This window comes from Candidatus Paceibacterota bacterium (assembly GCA_035546035.1).
Lineage (GTDB): Bacteria > Patescibacteriota > Minisyncoccia > Phycocordibacterales > UBA6065 > UBA6065.
Genome location: DASZXC010000008.1, coordinates 52,918 through 68,504, shown reverse-complemented (window position 1 = coordinate 68,504; position 15,587 = coordinate 52,918). Strand labels below are relative to the sequence as shown.

22 protein-coding genes and 6 tRNA genes are annotated in these 15,587 nt (G+C 55.0%); 19 read left to right on the top strand and 9 right to left on the bottom strand.

Annotated features, from left to right (window positions below; translation table 11 throughout):
- Nucleotide 1 precedes the first annotated feature (1 nt).
- A complete protein-coding gene (locus VHE10_01675; protein ID HVU06477.1) occupies nt 2–478 on the top strand; it encodes a TrmH family RNA methyltransferase in 477 nt (158 codons plus the stop codon).
- Between the two features lie 9 nt (nt 479–487).
- On the opposite strand, the gene VHE10_01670 is transcribed toward VHE10_01675, so the two are convergent.
- Together VHE10_01670 and mutM are read right to left on the bottom strand one after the other, a co-directional pair.
- The gene (locus VHE10_01670) at nt 488–1,360 is read right to left on the bottom strand and encodes a hypothetical protein (GenBank protein ID HVU06476.1); all 873 of its coding nucleotides are present in this window, start codon (nt 1,358–1,360) and stop codon (nt 488–490) included.
- Between the two features lie 4 nt (nt 1,361–1,364).
- Nucleotides 1,365–2,294: a bifunctional DNA-formamidopyrimidine glycosylase/DNA-(apurinic or apyrimidinic site) lyase gene (gene mutM, locus VHE10_01665; GenBank protein ID HVU06475.1), complete on the bottom strand. Its 930-nt coding sequence runs from the start codon at nt 2,292–2,294 to the stop codon at nt 1,365–1,367.
- A gap of 53 nt (nt 2,295–2,347) precedes the next feature.
- On the opposite strand from mutM, the gene VHE10_01660 reads away from it, so the two are divergent.
- Complete coding sequence (locus VHE10_01660; GenBank protein ID HVU06474.1) at nt 2,348–2,665, top strand: hypothetical protein; 318 nt, start codon at nt 2,348–2,350, stop codon at nt 2,663–2,665.
- Between the two features lie 40 nt (nt 2,666–2,705).
- Here the strand turns inward: VHE10_01660 and murE are convergent, their stop codons facing one another.
- Together murE and ruvA are read right to left on the bottom strand one after the other, a co-directional pair.
- Complete coding sequence (murE, locus tag VHE10_01655; GenBank protein HVU06473.1) at nt 2,706–3,983, bottom strand: UDP-N-acetylmuramyl-tripeptide synthetase; 1,278 nt, start codon at nt 3,981–3,983, stop codon at nt 2,706–2,708.
- A 10-nt stretch (nt 3,984–3,993) separates the two neighbouring features.
- On the bottom strand, nt 3,994–4,560 hold the full coding sequence (ruvA, locus tag VHE10_01650) for a Holliday junction branch migration protein RuvA (protein ID HVU06472.1): 567 nt from the start codon (nt 4,558–4,560) through the stop codon (nt 3,994–3,996).
- 80 nt (nt 4,561–4,640) lie between these two features.
- Here ruvA and rpsT point away from each other — a divergent pair, with 80 nt between their 5' ends.
- The gene (gene rpsT, locus VHE10_01645; GenBank protein HVU06471.1) at nt 4,641–4,904 is read left to right on the top strand and encodes a 30S ribosomal protein S20; all 264 of its coding nucleotides are present in this window, start codon (nt 4,641–4,643) and stop codon (nt 4,902–4,904) included.
- 33 nt (nt 4,905–4,937) lie between these two features.
- On the opposite strand, the gene VHE10_01640 is transcribed toward rpsT, so the two are convergent.
- Nucleotides 4,938–5,012, bottom strand: a tRNA-Arg gene (locus tag VHE10_01640).
- Nucleotides 5,013–5,057: 45 nt separating this feature from the next.
- Nucleotides 5,058–5,513 (bottom strand): hypothetical protein, encoded by a 456-nt coding sequence (locus tag VHE10_01635; GenBank protein ID HVU06470.1) that lies wholly within the window; start codon nt 5,511–5,513, stop codon nt 5,058–5,060.
- A 41-nt stretch (nt 5,514–5,554) separates the two neighbouring features.
- Between VHE10_01635 and VHE10_01630 the strand changes: the two genes are divergently transcribed.
- From VHE10_01630 to VHE10_01585, 10 genes are all read left to right on the top strand, one after another.
- Nucleotides 5,555–5,641 (top strand) — tRNA-Ser (locus tag VHE10_01630).
- A gap of 15 nt (nt 5,642–5,656) precedes the next feature.
- Nucleotides 5,657–6,226 (top strand): hypothetical protein, encoded by a 570-nt coding sequence (locus VHE10_01625; protein ID HVU06469.1) that lies wholly within the window; start codon nt 5,657–5,659, stop codon nt 6,224–6,226.
- 43 nt (nt 6,227–6,269) lie between these two features.
- On the top strand, nt 6,270–6,680 hold the full coding sequence (gene ruvX / locus VHE10_01620) for a Holliday junction resolvase RuvX (protein ID HVU06468.1): 411 nt from the start codon (nt 6,270–6,272) through the stop codon (nt 6,678–6,680).
- A gap of 4 nt (nt 6,681–6,684) precedes the next feature.
- Nucleotides 6,685–7,086 carry a hypothetical protein gene (locus tag VHE10_01615; GenBank protein HVU06467.1) on the top strand — a complete coding sequence of 134 codons (402 nt, stop codon included), beginning with the start codon at nt 6,685–6,687 and terminating at the stop codon, nt 7,084–7,086.
- Between the two features lie 13 nt (nt 7,087–7,099).
- Nucleotides 7,100–7,714 (top strand): VTT domain-containing protein, encoded by a 615-nt coding sequence (locus tag VHE10_01610; protein ID HVU06466.1) that lies wholly within the window; start codon nt 7,100–7,102, stop codon nt 7,712–7,714.
- Between the two features lie 12 nt (nt 7,715–7,726).
- Nucleotides 7,727–8,806 carry a pilus assembly protein PilM gene (pilM, locus tag VHE10_01605; GenBank protein HVU06465.1) on the top strand — a complete coding sequence of 360 codons (1,080 nt, stop codon included), beginning with the start codon at nt 7,727–7,729 and terminating at the stop codon, nt 8,804–8,806.
- Nucleotides 8,807–8,810: 4 nt separating this feature from the next.
- Entirely contained in the window at nt 8,811–9,344 is a 534-nt protein-coding gene (locus tag VHE10_01600; GenBank protein ID HVU06464.1) for a PilN domain-containing protein, read from the top strand.
- A 7-nt stretch (nt 9,345–9,351) separates the two neighbouring features.
- Nucleotides 9,352–9,876: a hypothetical protein gene (locus VHE10_01595; protein HVU06463.1), complete on the top strand. Its 525-nt coding sequence runs from the start codon at nt 9,352–9,354 to the stop codon at nt 9,874–9,876.
- Nucleotide 9,877: 1 nt separating this feature from the next.
- Nucleotides 9,878–10,159 carry a hypothetical protein gene (locus VHE10_01590; GenBank protein HVU06462.1) on the top strand — a complete coding sequence of 94 codons (282 nt, stop codon included), beginning with the start codon at nt 9,878–9,880 and terminating at the stop codon, nt 10,157–10,159.
- Nucleotides 10,160–10,194: 35 nt separating this feature from the next.
- A tRNA-Arg gene (locus VHE10_01585) sits at nt 10,195–10,266 on the top strand.
- 49 nt (nt 10,267–10,315) lie between these two features.
- On the opposite strand, the gene VHE10_01580 is transcribed toward VHE10_01585, so the two are convergent.
- Nucleotides 10,316–10,391 (bottom strand) — tRNA-Val (locus VHE10_01580).
- Between the two features lie 118 nt (nt 10,392–10,509).
- On the opposite strand from VHE10_01580, the gene rplS reads away from it, so the two are divergent.
- The 3 genes from rplS (at nt 10,510) to VHE10_01565 (ending at nt 11,203) form a co-directional block, all read left to right on the top strand.
- A complete protein-coding gene (gene rplS / locus VHE10_01575; protein HVU06461.1) occupies nt 10,510–10,926 on the top strand; it encodes a 50S ribosomal protein L19 in 417 nt (138 codons plus the stop codon).
- A gap of 72 nt (nt 10,927–10,998) precedes the next feature.
- Nucleotides 10,999–11,080: transfer RNA gene (locus VHE10_01570), tRNA-Leu, on the top strand.
- A 52-nt stretch (nt 11,081–11,132) separates the two neighbouring features.
- Nucleotides 11,133–11,203, top strand: a tRNA-His gene (locus tag VHE10_01565).
- A 79-nt stretch (nt 11,204–11,282) separates the two neighbouring features.
- Here the strand turns inward: VHE10_01565 and VHE10_01560 are convergent.
- Nucleotides 11,283–11,909, bottom strand: a complete 627-nt coding sequence (locus VHE10_01560) for a hypothetical protein (GenBank protein HVU06460.1) — start codon at nt 11,907–11,909, stop codon at nt 11,283–11,285.
- 264 nt (nt 11,910–12,173) lie between these two features.
- Between VHE10_01560 and VHE10_01555 the strand changes: the two genes are divergently transcribed.
- Nucleotides 12,174–12,722 carry a hypothetical protein gene (locus VHE10_01555; protein ID HVU06459.1) on the top strand — a complete coding sequence of 183 codons (549 nt, stop codon included), beginning with the start codon at nt 12,174–12,176 and terminating at the stop codon, nt 12,720–12,722.
- A 77-nt stretch (nt 12,723–12,799) separates the two neighbouring features.
- On the opposite strand, the gene VHE10_01550 is transcribed toward VHE10_01555, so the two are convergent.
- Nucleotides 12,800–13,105 carry a hypothetical protein gene (locus VHE10_01550; GenBank protein ID HVU06458.1) on the bottom strand — a complete coding sequence of 102 codons (306 nt, stop codon included), beginning with the start codon at nt 13,103–13,105 and terminating at the stop codon, nt 12,800–12,802.
- A 70-nt stretch (nt 13,106–13,175) separates the two neighbouring features.
- Here VHE10_01550 and VHE10_01545 point away from each other — a divergent pair, with 70 nt between their 5' ends.
- Nucleotides 13,176–14,171: a hypothetical protein gene (locus VHE10_01545; GenBank protein ID HVU06457.1), complete on the top strand. Its 996-nt coding sequence runs from the start codon at nt 13,176–13,178 to the stop codon at nt 14,169–14,171.
- Nucleotides 14,168–15,538, top strand: a complete 1,371-nt coding sequence (locus tag VHE10_01540) for a hypothetical protein (protein HVU06456.1) — start codon at nt 14,168–14,170, stop codon at nt 15,536–15,538. The genes VHE10_01545 and VHE10_01540 overlap by 4 nt, the downstream gene beginning before the upstream one ends.
- The last annotated feature ends 49 nt before the right edge of the window (nt 15,539–15,587 follow it).

Genomic DNA, 15,587 nt, shown 5'->3' with positions numbered 1-15,587 from the left:
AATGAAACAGGACGTCCGCATCCTTCTCCACGATATCCGCTCCGTGTATAATGTCGGCGCCATATTCAGGACGGCCGACGCTATCGGCGCGTCGAAGATATATCTCTCCGGCTATTCGCCGACGCCCGTGGATCGTTTCGATCAGCCGCGCGCCGATTTCGCCAAATGCGCTCTCGGTTCCGAGAAGACCGTTCCGTGGGAATATGCGAAGATGCCGGGCAAGATCATCGCAGACCTTAAAAAAGAAGGATTCGAAGTCATCGCCCTCGAACAGAACGCCGAGAGCCGTGATTACAAGAAGCTTCGCCCCGGCGCCAAGGTGCTCGTCGTATTCGGGAACGAAGTCTCCGGCGTCTCGAAATCGATCCTCTCTAAAACCGACGTCATAGCCGAAATCCCTATGCGCGGCAAAAAAGAGTCTCTCAATGTTTCGGTTTCGGCAGGGATCGCTCTATTCAGGTGGTTCGACCGCGCTTAGATCGCGCGATCAGTACGTGATCGCGTCTATGATATTTCCCTTGGCATCGAGGAGCTCTATGACCTCGCGGCTATTTTTCCAGAGCTCATATGGCGAGCCGAGGAATATCCTCCATTCATGGGAATAGAAATCCGCATCCTTTTGGTACGCGGCGACGCAGGCATTGTATGTGTAGCCGCGATACGCATTCGAACGGCAGTTCGATCCGTCAGGGCATTCGTTTCGGAGCGCCGGCGTGAACGCGCCGATCTCGTTCAGGTATCCGGAGCATTTATTGATCTGGAATGAAGCGCCGAGAGGGGACACTCCCGACGAAACGATCGCCCGGCCGCCCGGCGCGAGGTACACATCTTCATTGGCGTTCTTCTGATTCGTCATATAGGCGAAGACGCCTTTCGGGATCGATATGCCTTCAGGTAGGCCCGTGCCGACGAGCGTCAGACCCGAAAGCTTTATGGGATCAGCTGCGCCTTCGCTCGATATAATGCGGACGTATTCGGTCTGCGGATTATCGCCCTTGGCTCCGGCTATGCCGTCGAACGATATGCTTTTGGCGAGGGCGGAATTAGCGTGGATCGTCTCGGCGCGCTTCGCGCGGGTGACGAAGTCGGTGATGACGGCCTCCGCCCTGCGGGCAATATCGGCAGGGGATTCAGGGATATCGAGCGTCTCTTTCTGTTTTGTCGGGGCGCCTGCGTAATACGTGCCGTAGGTTTGGCCGGAATCGAGGGGAGCGAGCGGCTTTATGTACGCGCCTTCGTGCGCGCTCTCGTTATAGGCGCCGCCGGTGAAGAACCAGATGATGCCGAGGCCGACGAGCGCCCATATGAACCAGCCGAAATGCTCGAAGAGGCCCTTGAATATGTCCTTGATATCGTCCATGGCTTTATAGTATCAGCTTTTGATGCGTGTCGCAGAAATGGGCGCTTCGGCCGCCGACTTTGATGCGGACGATGGTGCCGCCGCAGCCGGGTTTCGCGCATCTCTTGCCCGTTTTGCGATAGGCATTATGTTTTTCCTGGAATTTGCCGCGCTCGCCGTGAATATTGCGATAGTCCGACATGGAGTCGCCGCCGAAATCGATGCCTTTGTTCAAAGTCTCCTTCATTGCTTTCCAGATCGGAGGCCATTTCTCGTTCGGAACCTCTTTGATTTTCTGCAAAGGATGGATGCCGGCGCGCCAGAGTATCTCGTCGGAATAGATGTTGCCGATGCCGGAAATTATCTGATGGTCCATGAGCACGGCTTTGATCCGGCCTTTCGGGCGCTTGGATACAGCGGCTTTCAACGCTCTAACATCGAAGCTCTTTTCCAGAGGTTCCGGCCCGTGAGCGGAAAGGTGGAGCGATTCCGCGATCTTGTCGGTATCTACGAGCGTGACTTTCGCGAATTTTCTCATATCCGAAAGGACCATATGCTTTCCATTCGAAAATGCCAGGACGAAATGCAGGAACTTATTGAAAGGGTCGTCGCGCAGGGGGCCGGCCTCCGTCGCGGTCCATTCTTTGCGGCCCTTGGCGTTTTTGCCTAATTTATATTTCCCATACATCACATGGCCGGTCATCTTCATGTGAATGAGGATCGTCTTTCCGTTCGACAGGTGGATAAGGACGTTTTTGCCGCGGCGAGATGAGCCGGTTATTTTCGCGCCCAGAATATCTTTGCGGAAATGCGCAAAGTATGCCGGATCTTTTATATTGTCCTTGCCGATATGATGCGCGCTCTTATAATCGGTCCAGGCGTCCTCGATCAAAAGGCCGACCAGATTCTCTTTGATGCCGTTGACCGTCGTTTGGACTTCGGGGAGTTCGGGCATGGCTCTAACCTACTATATATTGACAGATGGGAAAAGCGGGGTAATTTAATGATATGAAACTGCTCTTCTTTATTACAGCCTGGTCAGTCCGGTATCTCTCCAACGGCGTCGCGATCAATATCCACGAGGGCGTCGGCGACGGCCCGCCATGGAGCTTCGTGGACGAGAATGAGCGCCCGCTCGATCCCCGCGAGCGCCGGGCGCTCTGCATCGCCCTCCGCAAGATGACCTACAAAGGCCCTTGTCTGGCTCGCCAGATGAAGGAGTTCCTGGAAGCCCATCAGCTGACCCCGCAGTTCTTCAAGCAGAAGGACGGCAAGCTCGATGTCATGTTCGAAGGCTCGTACGAGAACATGGCGCTTACCGCCTGAAATATATCAATGCAATAGCCCGGTTCGCCGGGCTATTTTTTTATTTCCGTATCCTTACCAATTCTTCTCGCGCTACTTTCGCATCGGACCACGGCTGTTTCGCATTGTTCGGGCCCATGATATACGGGTCGGTGCCTTTTCCGGTGATGAGGACCGAATCGCCGGAATGGGCGAGGGAGAGCGCTTTCGCTATAGCCTCGCGGCGGTCCATGATGACGCGGAGCTTTTTCTCGCGCGCTGCGGGACTGATCGCCTGGGCCATGTCGTCTACGATCTTTCGCGGATTGTCGTCGTACGGGTCCTCGTTCGTCAGGATGATCTCGTCGCATTCGCTTTCGGCGATCTTGGCCATCTCGTCGCGCTTCCATGTGTCGCGCCCGCCGCCGGTATTGCCGAGGACGCATATGCGGCGCGTTCCTTTGTATACGTTATAGAGCTTTTGGAGAGAGTCGGGCGTATGGGCATAGTCCACGATGACCGTGAAATCCTGCCCGGCGTCTATTTTTTCGACGCGCCCTCGGATGCCCGAGAATTTTTCAAGCGCTTTTTTCGACGTATCTATGGAAATATCCTCTGCGTCAGCGAGCGTTATGGCCGCGAGCTCGTTATATATATTGAACTCGCCTGAAAGCTTAGAATGGATCTTCACGTTCTGAACCGTCATATCGAAGCCTTCCTTATGGAGGTCGTACGGCTTGGCATCGTCGAGGGAATAGAGGCGCTTTTCAGTGAAATCCTTTTTCAGAAAGAGGTCGGTGACTTTGTCGTCGGCATTGGCGATGAGCAGGGTGCGCTTTTTTGTGGATTTTGCCGCCGCTTCGGCGATGGCGAGCTTCGCTCGGACATAATTTTCATATGAGCCGTGCGCTTCGATGTGTTCAGGAGCCAGGTTGGTGAATATGAGGGCGTCATAGCAGATGAAGCGGTGGCGATGGAGCAATGCGCCTTGGGACGTGACTTCGATGACCGCGTATGTGCAACCGGCGGCGGCGGCCCTCTTCAGGAATTTCTGGATGAAGAAGCGTCCGGGCATGGACATCTTATAGAGGTTGTCTTCGCTCGTCTTGCCGATCTTGAACCTGATCGTATTCGAGACGGCGGTCTCGTATCCGGCTTCTTCCAGTATGGCGTTCACTAACTCGGTGACGGATGTTTTGCCCTTGGTTCCCGTGACGGCGACGACTTTCAGCCTGCGGGAAGGGAATCCGTATATGACCGCGCCGAGGAATGACAGGCTGATGTGATACGCAGGCTGAAAGAATGCGAATATCGAATGAGGTATGACTTTCTTGAGGGAATAGAGTATCGATTCGATCATCTCTGTATCGCTATTTGCCCAGAACCTTGAGAGCCTTTTTGACGCGCTCGCCGGTGTCGGTAACGGACCGGTCTACTTGTTTAAGGGCTTCGCGCGCGTCGCTATGCTTGAAGCCGAGAGCTTTGAGAGCCTCGAGGGCGTCCACTTCGTCGCGGAGCGATATGCCGGCCGAGTCCTCCGCGTCGAATTTGCCCTTGAGCTCGAGCACGATCTTGTCGGCGATCTTTTTTCCGACGCCGGAGACTTTGGTCAGATGCGACGTATCCCCCGTGGAAACGGCTTTGCGGATGTTAGCGACCGACGAGACGTTCAAAATGCCGAGCGCGGTCTTCGGCCCGATGCCAGAGACGGAGATAAGAAGCTCGAAGAAATTGAGCTCGTCTTTGGAAGGGAAGCCGAAAAGCGTATGCGCGTCTTCGCGGACGGCGAGGTGCGTCCAAAGGGCTATTTCAGCGCCGTCTCGCGCCTTTTCGAGCGTCGCACCCGTGACGAATGCCTTGTATCCGAGGCCGTTCACGTCCACGACCAGCGAGCGCTCTTCCTTGTCTATTATCCTTCCTTTTATATGCGTGATCACGCTCCCAGTATACCGAATCCGCGGAAAAAGTGCCGTTTCATTGCATTTTTTCAGGCTTTTTGGTACTCTGACGCGCACATATGGCAATCACATCTTCAGCAAAGAAGGCCCTCCGCGCATCGAAAAAGAAGCGCGTGTTCAATATCCATCACCGCGACGCGGTCTCTGACGTGACGAAGCAGATCAAGAAGCTCGTATCGCAGGGCAATAAGGGCGAGGCTATGAAGCTCCTCCCGAAGGCATACGCAGAACTCGACAAAGCCGCAAAGACCCATTTCATCAAGCCGAACGCGGCTTCGAGGAAAAAGTCCCGCCTCTCGGCTCTCATCAAGAAGATCAAATAGCAAAATCGCCCTGAATGGGGCGATTTTGCTATTTGGTGCTCCCGCCAGGAATCGAACCTGGATTTCTTCCTTCGCAGGGAAGTGTCCTATCCATTGAACGACGAGAGCGTGCCAGACTAACTTACAGGAAAATCGCGAAAAGTAAAAGGAGATTCAGAATCCGATCCTTTCGAGGGCCGCGTGTAGGATGCCCTGGTCGAAAGTTTCCTGCTTGAGGTGCGTGACGAGAAACGCGCGCAGAGCGTCGGGGTCTGTCGCGACCTGAACCGTTATGAGGGGCATGACGACCTTCTTGGACTTAAGGAGGAGCCTCGGTCCGTGATGATGGTCTTCATCCACCGAAAACGCGTCGAGGGCAGGATACGGATACAGGGTTTTGTCTATCGCGACGCCCTTGTCGGTCACCTCGACCGATATTGTTTTCGGCTGGCGCGAGGAGAGCATGGTGAGCGAGAACGCGCCGATCGCGACCACGACGCCGAAGAGCGCGTCTCCGAATATGACGGCGACGACGGCGATCGCGACGGAAACGATCCCGACGGTCCAATACCAGTCGGAGCTTTTCTCGCTATAGACGTATTCGAGGGTCTGCCACCTGAACTCTTTCATCGCCCTTGATTATAGCATCATATGTTGTAACGTTGAGGCACGGATGGGTGCCGGAGCGGTCTAACGGAACAGTCTTGAAAACTGTCGTCCTCGCAAGGGGACCGTGAGTTCGAATCTCACCCCATCCGCTCGAATCTTTGAATATGCACAGGAACGTCCAGATTATCGCCGAAGTGAAGACTCGGTCGCCGTTCGGCTTCAAGTCCGAGAAGAGCTGGGACGAGCTGTTCTCCCTTGCGAACGAGATCGGAGACATGGTCTCAGTCCATACCGACCCGCGCTGGGGCGGATCTTTTGCATTGATCGAGAGAGCGAGATCGCTTACCCGCAAACCGATTCTCGCCAAAGGCATCCACGCGACCGATGGCGAGATCGACCGAGCCGTCAAAGCTGGGGCCGATTACGTCCTTGTGGTCGGCCGCATTCCAGGCGTGCATGCGGAAAAATGCCTGATCGAGCCCCTTACGCTCGAGGAGTTGAAGGCCGTTCCGAAAAGCCTCAAGGTTGTCTGGAACAGCAGGGATCTGTCCGACGGAAGCCTGAAACGGGAAACGTTCGAAGAGGCTCGAACGCTATTCGCGGGCTGGCTGTGCCAGGCGAGCAATATAAGAACGGTCGAAGATATACGAGACGGCGCGGACGCGGTTATCGTGGGCGCAGCCTTACCCGATTTCGCAGAGTCGCTGAAGCGCATGGCGCAGCGGTCCGCCTAAAGACCCGCAGCTTTTTATTTAGGACGAGAACCCGTACACTTATATGACCATGCGAATCCTGGGCATAGATTACGGAAAAAAGAGGGTGGGCATCGCCATTTCGGACGATAAAGCCATGATGGCGTTCCCAAAAGCCGTTCTGCCGAACGACAATTACCTCATGCGCGAGCTCAAAGACCTCATCAAGGGCCACGGCATCGGCACGGCCGTCGTCGGCGAGTCGAAAGACTTCGGTATGAAGGACAATCCGATCATGGCCGACGTCAGGCGCTTCGTCGCCGAGCTCGAACGCGAGGCCGGCGTCGTAGTGGTATATGAGCCGGAGCTGCTTTCGTCGCATCAGGCGGCGCAGGTCGGGCATACGCTTGGGAAAAGCGGAAAAACGGATATGATAGACGCGTCCGCCGCTTCTATCATCTTGCAGAGTTATATAGACAGGACAAAATCATCATAAACCCATGATCTCATACGACGATTTCGCGAAGGTCGAGATAAAGGTAGGGAAGATACTTTCCGCCGAGAAGATTCCGGAGACGGACAAGCTCTTAAAGCTCTCCGTCGATTTCGGCCCTGCGTCCGAACAGGTCGCGACGATAGCCATCGAAGGCGCGCCCGTCGCCGAAGTCGCTATGACCGAGATGAAGCGCGATATCCGCCAGATCGTGTCGGGTATTTCCATGTATTTTCCAGAACTAGCCTCGCTCGTCGGCAAAAAGTGCATGTTCGTGACCAACCTCGAGCCTCGCAAGATCAAAGGCTTCGATTCGAACGGCATGCTTTTCGCGGTCTCGACGCCTGACGGCAAATTCTCGCTCCTCGAACCGCAGGGCGACATCCCTGAAGGGACCAGGGCGAAGTAGCTGTTCTATCTCTATGCTCCAATATCTTGAACCTCAACACCTTATAACCGCCGTAGGGCTTATCGGCATATTCGCCGTAGTCTTTGCTGAATCGGGGCTCTTTTTCGGCTTCTTCCTGCCAGGCGACTCGCTTCTCTTTACCGCGGGACTCTTCGCGTCGCAGGGACATTTTAGCATCGTCTGGCTCGTCATCGGCTGCGCTCTCGCGGCCGTTATCGGCGACAATGTGGGATACGCATTCGGGCGAAGGACCGGCCCGGCGCTTTTCTCCCGCGAGGATTCGTTCTTTTTCCATAAAAAGCACGTCGAAAGGTCGCGCAAGTTCTATGAAGAGCATGGCCCCAAGGCTATCGTCCTGGCCCGCTTCGTCCCGGTCGTGCGCACGTTCGCTCCGATCGTCGCCGGTATAGGCACGATGAGATACGGCACGTTCGTGACGTTCAATATCATCGGCGGCACGCTTTGGGTGCTCCTTTTGACGCTCTTTGGCTACTTTCTCGGTATCGCATACCCGCCGGCGGAAAACTATTTGGAATACATAATCCTCGGCATCATCCTCGTCTCGCTTATACCCGTCGCCGTCGAATGGCTGCGCGGCAGGCGCCCGAAAGGAGCTCCGAAAATGTAGTATAATCTCTGCGTGAAACCCGCAGTCTTTATCAAAAGGGCATTTCCGGTTCCTAAGCTCCTCGTGCTCTCGAACGTGTCAGTGGATATCACCGACGGCACCCTCCGGTATTTCGAAGTCTCCCGATCCAAAGGCAAGGTCAGGCCGAAAGCGTACGGCATCCTGCCTTTTCCGCGCATCCATATGAGCTCCAAGGAGGAGAAGGGCGATAAGGCTCTCGCCGAAGCGGCCGCGGCGCTTAAATCGTTCGCGGACGACAAGCGATACGGCGCGGTCCGCGTCGTCATCCATGAAGGCGACGCGTACGTATTCAAACTGAAAGTACCGACGATGAGCCCTGCGGAGATCCGCCCGGCGATCGAATCGGCTTTGGAAGAGAACGTGCCGATCCCGCCTTCGGAGGCATTGTTCGAATACGACGTCATCGCCGTCGACGAAGTCCGCGGCGAGACCCATGTCGCCGTATCGGCCGTCTCCGAAGTCGTCGTCCAGCAATATTTGGATATCCTCTCGTCCGGAGGCTTGATGCCCGTCTCGTTCGAGACCGAGTCGCGCTCGCTCGCGCGAGCGCTCGTTCCGCAGGGCGACAAGGGGGCCCATGCGGTGCTCCATATCCATACGCGCCATTCGGTTGTCTTCATCGTAGAGAAAGGCAAGGTCGTTTTCAGCTCTTCGATCGAAGTCGGCTCGAACGACCTCGAGACCGCGGTCGGAAAGACGTTCGATGTCTCGTCCGAAGATGCGAAAGCCTTGGTTTCAGGCGCGCCTGCGTCAAAGCAGGTTCCTGACGCGGAATTCTTTGACGCCATGCTTCCGGTCTTCTCGACGCTCCGCGACGAGCTCGGCAAAGTGATAATCTATTTCCACACCGAGGCTCGCAAGAACGGGGGGGCGGAGGACGTCGCGGATATCATTTTGGCCGGAAGCGCGGCACGCGTGCCGGGGCTTGCGCGATACGTGTCGCTGTCGTCGAAAGTGCCCGCAAAGGTAGGGTCAGTATGGACGAACGTCCTGTCACCGGACAGAGACCTGCCGGATCTCGACGAAAGGTCGTCGCTCGATTACGGCTCCCTCATAGGCGCTCATCTTTAATCGTATGTTCACGTTTCTCCCGCGATCGTACAGGCCTGAAGTAGAGAAGGAATACCGAAAGAGGGTATTCGCCGTCGCTTTCGCGTTAGGCGCGGTGCTCATGCTTTCGGCCGCCGCCCTCGCGGCGCCGTCGTACATAATCCTGTCAGCGAAAAGGGCGGCAGCCTCTCTATCCGCGACGAAGACGACGGCCGCCGGCGCGGAAGGGAACGCATCCCTCGAATCGAGGATCAGAGACATCAAGGCGAAGATCGGCGTCCTTAAGACGGTCGCCGATTCGAAGTCGATCGTATCCGTCCTGGACCGCCTTGTCGGCCAGATCACGCCAGGGATAATCCTCACGGGCATGACGCTCAAGCGCTCAGAAGGCCCGGGCGGCATACTCGTCTCCGGCTCTGCCGCGACCCGCGACGCGCTCGTCGCCTTTTCCAAGAGCCTTCAGGGCGAGCCTTCGTTCCAGAACGTAGCCCTGCCGGTGTCGAGCCTCGCGAAATCGTCGAATATCGGCTTCAGTATCACTATCGATTCATCCTTCTAACTAATATATGAAGCTCCGCACTCCGTATACCGCGTTCGTCACTATATCCGCAATCCTCGCGGTCGCGTTCCTCGCGGCATGGATATTCATCGCATACAAGAGCAATGCCATGAAGTCCGATATCGCGGCGATATCGGCGCAGGCGGAGAACGCCGCAGCGAACGACGCGTATCTCATCTCCATCAAAGACGCGCTTCGCGATTCTAAAGACGAGCTTGCGACGATCGACGGCCATTTCATAACCAAAGACGGCATACCCGCATTCATAGATACCGTCGAAGCGCGCGCCAGATCCGCAGGAATAAAGGCCGACTTAAGCTCGCTCGACCTCGACGAGAGCGGCGACCCGGCATTGCCGCGGCCCCTGACGTTTCATATGGGCGGCTCGGGCTCCTGGAATGACATCGTCGGATTCCTTGCGGCCGTAGAAGCGATGCCGTACGCGCTCCGCGTAGACGACGTCGCCCTCGGCAAGGGCCAGGACAAGGAATGGAGCTTTAACGCTGACCTCGTCATATACGTCGCCGATTGATATGAAAAAGACGCGCCTCACATTCAATAAGTTCGCGAAGGATCCGGCGACCGACTGGTATATGTGCCTCGCATGCCTCGCGCTCGGCCTCGCCATCGTCGCTCTCGCAGATTTCGCCCTCTATCGCTCGCTCGTATCGGCGGGGGATTCGGCCATGGGCGCAGCCGCTCCGCAGAATATCCTGAATCGCGCGGATATAAGTTCTGTCGCCGCAGGCCTGTCGCAGAGGGAATCGGTTTCGGCGTCAGCCGCCGCGAGATCCATACAGGATCCGTCTATATAGCAGGGGAGGGTTTTCCTTGCTATCCTCACTTTGACCCCCTTGTAGTTCAATGGATAGAACACCGGACTTCTAAGCCGGTTATGTTGGTTCGATTCCAACCGAGGGGACATGCGCGAAAAAGCCCGGCGTACGCCGGGCTTTTTCGCGCCTTCTCTCTGGTGCGCCCTGAGGGACTTGAACCCCCGACCTTCTCAGTGTAAATGAGCTGCTCTACCAACTGAGCTAAGGGCGCATATGAAGCAACCGCGTAGCAAAGATACCCAATTTCGCCTAAAAACTCAACTTTCTTGCGATAATTAAGGCCGTGTGTTAGATTAACGTCCACGTTTAAAGACCAAGAAATTACCAGCATGGAAAGCAAAATCATCACTTCTCCTGTGGACATGGCGGCTCGAGTGAAGCTCGGCCTCCGATCCGGCGACACCGTCCGCGTCTGGCAGAAGATCAAGGAAGGCGACAAGAGCCGCCTCCAGGCGTTCGAAGGCCTTATCCTCTCGCGAAAGCACGGCGACGAGCCGGGTGCTACGTTCACCGTCCGAAAAGTCATCGACGGCGTCGGCGTAGAGAGGATTTTCCCGCTCTACACCCCTATGATCGACGAGATCGAAGTGATCCGCCGCTCGAAGGTGCGCCGCTCGAAGCTCTACTTCGTACGCGAGAAGGCAGCGAAGGCAGTCCGTCGCCAGATGCGAAACCTCCGTACGGCAAAGGAAGAGCCTGTGCCTCTTGCAGAGGCTCCGAAGGCGGAAGCGGTTCCGGCAAAGTAACAAAATCCCGCGCATCGCGCGGGATTTGATTTTGAGGACGCTCTCGGCTATTATGGCCACGCGGTCATAGATGCGCGGATGGTGGAATTGGCAGACACACTACCTTGAGGTGGTAGCGCCGCAAGGCATGGAGGTTCAAGTCCTCTTCCGCGCACACGGAAAAAGCACCGAGCGGTACGTCCGTTCGGTGCTTTTCCAAAAGAATGGTGCCTATAGTTTAGTGGTAAAACGCTGGATTGTGGTCCCGGCGTCATGGGTTCGATTCCCATTAGGCACCCAACTAATAAGAAGGTTTAGGAGGGGGGTGATACGCTATTCCGATATAAAAAAGATCGACCGAAGTCGATCTTGAGACGCTAGGACGATGTTGTCGCGTATTTCGTGGCGAACGCGGCGTGTTCCTTTATCCATTCAACGGGAGGGACGAATATCTCGTAGGAGCTTTTGTCGGGATTTGCGGCTTTCCAAGAACGCTTGATCACAAGCTTCAGCCGCCAATCTCTCACGGGAATGTTGAACCAATGGGTTCCGAATTCGCCGCGGCATCTTCCCGCATAGAGATCTCGGATAGTTTTCAAGAGTTCCGTCACAGACACATCGCTCTTTATGGCCGTGAAGTGGGCATCCATTCGCTGGGCGTGGCAGACTTGCCCGAACTCCTGGTCTCCTATGAGCATGAACATGCTGCCGTCGCTTACGAACTTTGGGGCGAAGCAGGTGTGCTTCATGTAGGCTGGCTCGAGCTCCCCTGAGAAGAGTTCCTTTGACGGTTCATCCAGTGTCCACCGCCCTTTCTCCTCAAGATCGAGGGAGGCGAAGGGTCGGGGAGCCACGAAGTCGATTTCTCTTGAGATGATCTCAAAATAGTCCTCACCTGGCTTGATTAGATGGCTTACGAATCCATACGGACCGCCGAGCCGGGGGTTAATCAAACCGCCGATTTGGAACTTGGCGTGATATTCAACGAGCTTTTGTCTTTTCATCTGCAATCCTTTCGTATAGAGAGGTTTTGGACCCAGGATATACCTGGTACGAATCCGAGGTAGAAACTACTCCTTTAGCGCTTTTTATGCAAATAAGTCGATGAAACTCAGCTTCTCTTTCAAAACACTCAAATATCTAACATCATTGAATATTCCCAGAATAGCCGACCTGTCTCCACCAATGTTTTATACCTTTACAGGTAGGCATATTTTATGATATAAATCTGCCGAGACAGCAAACCAAAACTCCAGAAGCCCTTTGTTATGAAGATCAAAAAAGTCGTTAGCTTGATCGCTCTGGCGATTAGCCAGTTCGTAGTCGTGACTCTATCGCGGGCTGATACTCTGGCTTCCGAGACGGAGGCCATCGCATTCAAGATCGGTAAGACCTTCGGAATTCCCGGCACGGTCGATAATTGGAAGTCCGCAGGCGACGAGCTCTGTCGGTGGCAGGATGAAAAAAAGCTCGCGATCGACAAGATCGAAGCGGTCTACGCAAGGGAAGCAACCGACAAAGCCTCTATCATAGTCGTGACTGGCTTCAAAGTGTTCTATCAAAAGAACGTTAGTCAGCCGACTCAGATCAGGCAACTGATCATACCGCTAGACCAGCCGTACCAAATCGACAAGAAGCTGAATCTCGGCAAAGCCCTGCAGTTTGTCGAGAACGGTTACATGGAATGGCTTGCTTCGGTGCAAAAGCATAATCCGATCCGGCCTCTGGTCCACGCCCCGATCATCGATCGGGACAGCCGCCTTCTCGCCATGTGGACCTTATCCGTCGTCGGCGAAGGCGGTTCTGCCCGAAAATAGGCCTGAGCCTTTCGAACTCCCGTATAGCGCGGGAGTTTTTTAATCCACTTTCCATTTGAGAGTGGGACGAATTATACTTAGTAAAGCTCTAAGCCGTTAAAGCGCATGATGATATCACAAAGATCAGCCTCTTTTCTCTCGATACTTCTTGCATGCGCCTCTGCTGTCGGCTTAGCGGTCGGGATTGTTGCGTATCCAGTTTCGGGCGCCACATTGCCGGCAAATAATGATATTTTCATCTCAAGGTCTTGTATCATCTCAAAAAGTCCCGTAACAGTGACGCTCCTGCCTATCCATTCCCTTGTTTCAGGAGATTCGGCGATATTCTCAGGAAGCATCCGCAATTCGGCGCTTGCCCCTGTAACGGACGGTTCTCTTGTCATTCGAATAGAAAAGATAGCCCAGAGCCAGGGATCTTTCTACGCCAAGACCCCGGATGTCGTGTATAGGGCGGTGCCCTTTACGAATATCCAGGTTCTTGGCGGAGCATCGATCCCTTTCTCTTTCGCGTGGAAAGTCCCTGCGGAGCTCGTCAGCGGGACGTATAAGGCGAGCACTTTCCTCATATCAAGCGGCGAGTTGGAGCTTGCCGGAGCGGAGCAGAGCGATAGGGAAACGGGCGCCAGCACGCTCTTTACCGTTACCTCTTCGGCTTCCCGAGCTTCCTTCATCGATCCTTCATCGATACGGGTGAATGAAAAGCCTCTTGATCCCAATCGCATGCTTTCTCTTTCCGCATCCCGTTCAGCGACGACGACGCTTAGCCTGATATCGACCGATATGACGACGCACGGCGCCTCGATTTCTTGGAAGGTCTATCGATCGAACGTCATCGACGATTCTCAGCTTGTAAGCTCTGTCGATCAAGACATCCGATTCGTATCCGGAAAAGCCGCAGCCTCGTTCGCGATCCCGGCCTTGGCGGATCCTCTCTACCATGTTCTTGTCGAAATGAAGGACGGCGGCAAGAATTCGTACTACTCATACCGGATCTTTAACAGAGATGCGCCGTATGCGACGTTTATCTCTTTGAGCCTCGGTTCTTTCCCTCTCGAAAAAGGCAAAGTCGTAAAGGTATCGGGATGCGCTTTCACCGACCATGCCATCGCGGAGGATCGCGATTATTTGGTGCATCTCTCGCTTTTAAAGCCTGACGGCAGCGTCTTTGCCGATATTGGCACGCTCAGCGGCATCTCCGTGAGCGGCTTTTCCGGTTTTTTGACGCCTGACGCGGACTATAGCGGAGACCTTATATTAAAGGGTGATATCCTGAAAGCATCGAGCACCATCGAAAACGCGCGCGTGCTTTACTCGCTCTCTCGGCACGGCGAAGCCGGTTCCGTGCCGAGCACGGCGGCCTTGTCCTTTATCGTTATCGTCTCGGCGACCCTAGTCTATGCGCTCTCGGTACGGATATCTCGGACTAAAGCGCATATTAAAAAGATATGACACGAAAATTTCAAGAGAGGCGTTCGTTGAGGGCGGCCCTGATCATCTTCACCCTCTTTTTCTTCAATGTGGCCATTCTGCGGGTGAATGCTCAATACTCAAGCAGTGATTTCCATCTCGACGGATTTGATAGCGACACTTCCGAAGGTTGCAGGAGTTTTGACGATGAGTGGAGACCTATCGGAACGGGAACCCTCGACTGCGGCAGCTATTCTGGCATCACCGATTTTTACTATGAGTACTCTGGCGAACCCGCAAATCCAGAAGTCGGCTCTGGCGGAGGTTCCGGCAATCCCGTCGACATATGCCCTAACGTTTCAGGAAATCAGGATTCCGTGCCTCCTGGTATGGTCAAAGACGCTGCGGGCAACTGCGTAGATCAGCCGCCGGTCACTCATACCGATCCTAATAATCCTCAAGGCTGGCTCGATTCCGCATCGTGCGATTCGTTCAATGGCTGGGCATCGGATGCTGACGACCCTAATGCCGCCATCGATGTCCACTTTTATTCAGACGGCGCATTCGTGGGAGCGGCTCATGCCGACGGCTATAGGGGAGACGTCGGCAATCACGCCTTTTCTTTCCCGACCCCGGTGTCCGTCAAAGACGGCTCGGCCCACGCGATCGACGCATACGGGATCAATATAGGCGACGGCGGTAACGCCGCTCTTTCCGGAAGCGGGAAATCTTTGAATTGCGCTCTTGTGGTGCAACCGCCTGCCGTCTGTTCCGATCCCGCGGCGATTAATTATGGAGAGGCGGTCAATTGCGCCTATCCTCTATCGGCTTGTCAGGATTCGAATGCTTTAAATTACGGCGGTCTTCTTCCGTGCTCGTATCCTCCCGTAAATGTCTGCCAGGATGCGGCTGCGGTTAATGTCGGCGGTCTTCTTCCGTGTGACTATGCTCCTGGCGGGAATGGTAGTGACAATACCGATGGCGGAGGCGCCAATGATGGCGGTAACGTCTCGAGCGGGTTCACGCTCGATGGAGACGCGTCTGTTTCGGCGAAATTCTCTTCGAATCTGGACGGCACGAGCCCAGTGAAGGATCTAGAGGTCAACCCGTTCGGCTCTTTTGATCAGAGTGTCGTTGTCAGGGTCGATTCGACCACATGCTCGAACGTCTCTTATTCATTCGACGGAGCGGATTTTGAGGCGGCGCCCCAGGCTGTCATGACGTTCGACTCGGCGGGGAACTACAGAGCTCCTTCCGGAAGGATAGGCCTCTCCGTTCAGCTCAAATTCTCGGCAGGGGTCAACGCATCCTGTTCGGTTATATTCATCGCGTCGGGCGGAGGGCAGACAGATAGCCATACCCTTTGGGTCTCTTCTCAGACTCTCATCCCTAATTTCCAGGAGTTCTAGAGGCCAAGAGATGTGCCGCCGCTCTCGCAAGTCCTAGAGCGACGTGCTC

What these genes read in the sequence shown, in the direction of transcription:
- VHE10_01675 (HVU06477.1), top strand. Translation starts at nt 2, where the DNA reads ATGAAACAGGACGTCCGCATCCTTCTCCACGATATCCGCTCCGTGTAT.
- murE (HVU06473.1), bottom strand. Translation starts at nt 3,983, where the DNA reads ATGATCGAATCGATACTCTATTCCCTCAAGAAAGTCATACCTCATTCG.
- VHE10_01610 (HVU06466.1), top strand. Translation starts at nt 7,100, where the DNA reads ATGCTCCAATATCTTGAACCTCAACACCTTATAACCGCCGTAGGGCTT.
- ruvX (HVU06468.1), top strand. Translation starts at nt 6,270, where the DNA reads ATGACCATGCGAATCCTGGGCATAGATTACGGAAAAAAGAGGGTGGGC.
- VHE10_01590 (HVU06462.1), top strand. Translation starts at nt 9,878, where the DNA reads ATGAAAAAGACGCGCCTCACATTCAATAAGTTCGCGAAGGATCCGGCG.
- VHE10_01635 (HVU06470.1), bottom strand. Translation starts at nt 5,513, where the DNA reads ATGAAAGAGTTCAGGTGGCAGACCCTCGAATACGTCTATAGCGAGAAA.
- VHE10_01670 (HVU06476.1), bottom strand. Translation starts at nt 1,360, where the DNA reads ATGGACGATATCAAGGACATATTCAAGGGCCTCTTCGAGCATTTCGGC.
- VHE10_01540 (HVU06456.1), top strand. Translation starts at nt 14,168, where the DNA reads ATGACACGAAAATTTCAAGAGAGGCGTTCGTTGAGGGCGGCCCTGATC.
- VHE10_01550 (HVU06458.1), bottom strand. Translation starts at nt 13,105, where the DNA reads ATGACAAGAGAACCGTCCGTTACAGGGGCAAGCGCCGAATTGCGGATG.
- VHE10_01555 (HVU06459.1), top strand. Translation starts at nt 12,174, where the DNA reads ATGAAGATCAAAAAAGTCGTTAGCTTGATCGCTCTGGCGATTAGCCAG.
- VHE10_01615 (HVU06467.1), top strand. Translation starts at nt 6,685, where the DNA reads ATGATCTCATACGACGATTTCGCGAAGGTCGAGATAAAGGTAGGGAAG.
- rplS (HVU06461.1), top strand. Translation starts at nt 10,510, where the DNA reads ATGGAAAGCAAAATCATCACTTCTCCTGTGGACATGGCGGCTCGAGTG.
- rpsT (HVU06471.1), top strand. Translation starts at nt 4,641, where the DNA reads ATGGCAATCACATCTTCAGCAAAGAAGGCCCTCCGCGCATCGAAAAAG.
- mutM (HVU06475.1), bottom strand. Translation starts at nt 2,294, where the DNA reads ATGCCCGAACTCCCCGAAGTCCAAACGACGGTCAACGGCATCAAAGAG.
- VHE10_01600 (HVU06464.1), top strand. Translation starts at nt 8,811, where the DNA reads ATGTTCACGTTTCTCCCGCGATCGTACAGGCCTGAAGTAGAGAAGGAA.
- VHE10_01595 (HVU06463.1), top strand. Translation starts at nt 9,352, where the DNA reads ATGAAGCTCCGCACTCCGTATACCGCGTTCGTCACTATATCCGCAATC.
- VHE10_01560 (HVU06460.1), bottom strand. Translation starts at nt 11,909, where the DNA reads ATGAAAAGACAAAAGCTCGTTGAATATCACGCCAAGTTCCAAATCGGC.
- VHE10_01660 (HVU06474.1), top strand. Translation starts at nt 2,348, where the DNA reads ATGAAACTGCTCTTCTTTATTACAGCCTGGTCAGTCCGGTATCTCTCC.
- VHE10_01625 (HVU06469.1), top strand. Translation starts at nt 5,657, where the DNA reads ATGCACAGGAACGTCCAGATTATCGCCGAAGTGAAGACTCGGTCGCCG.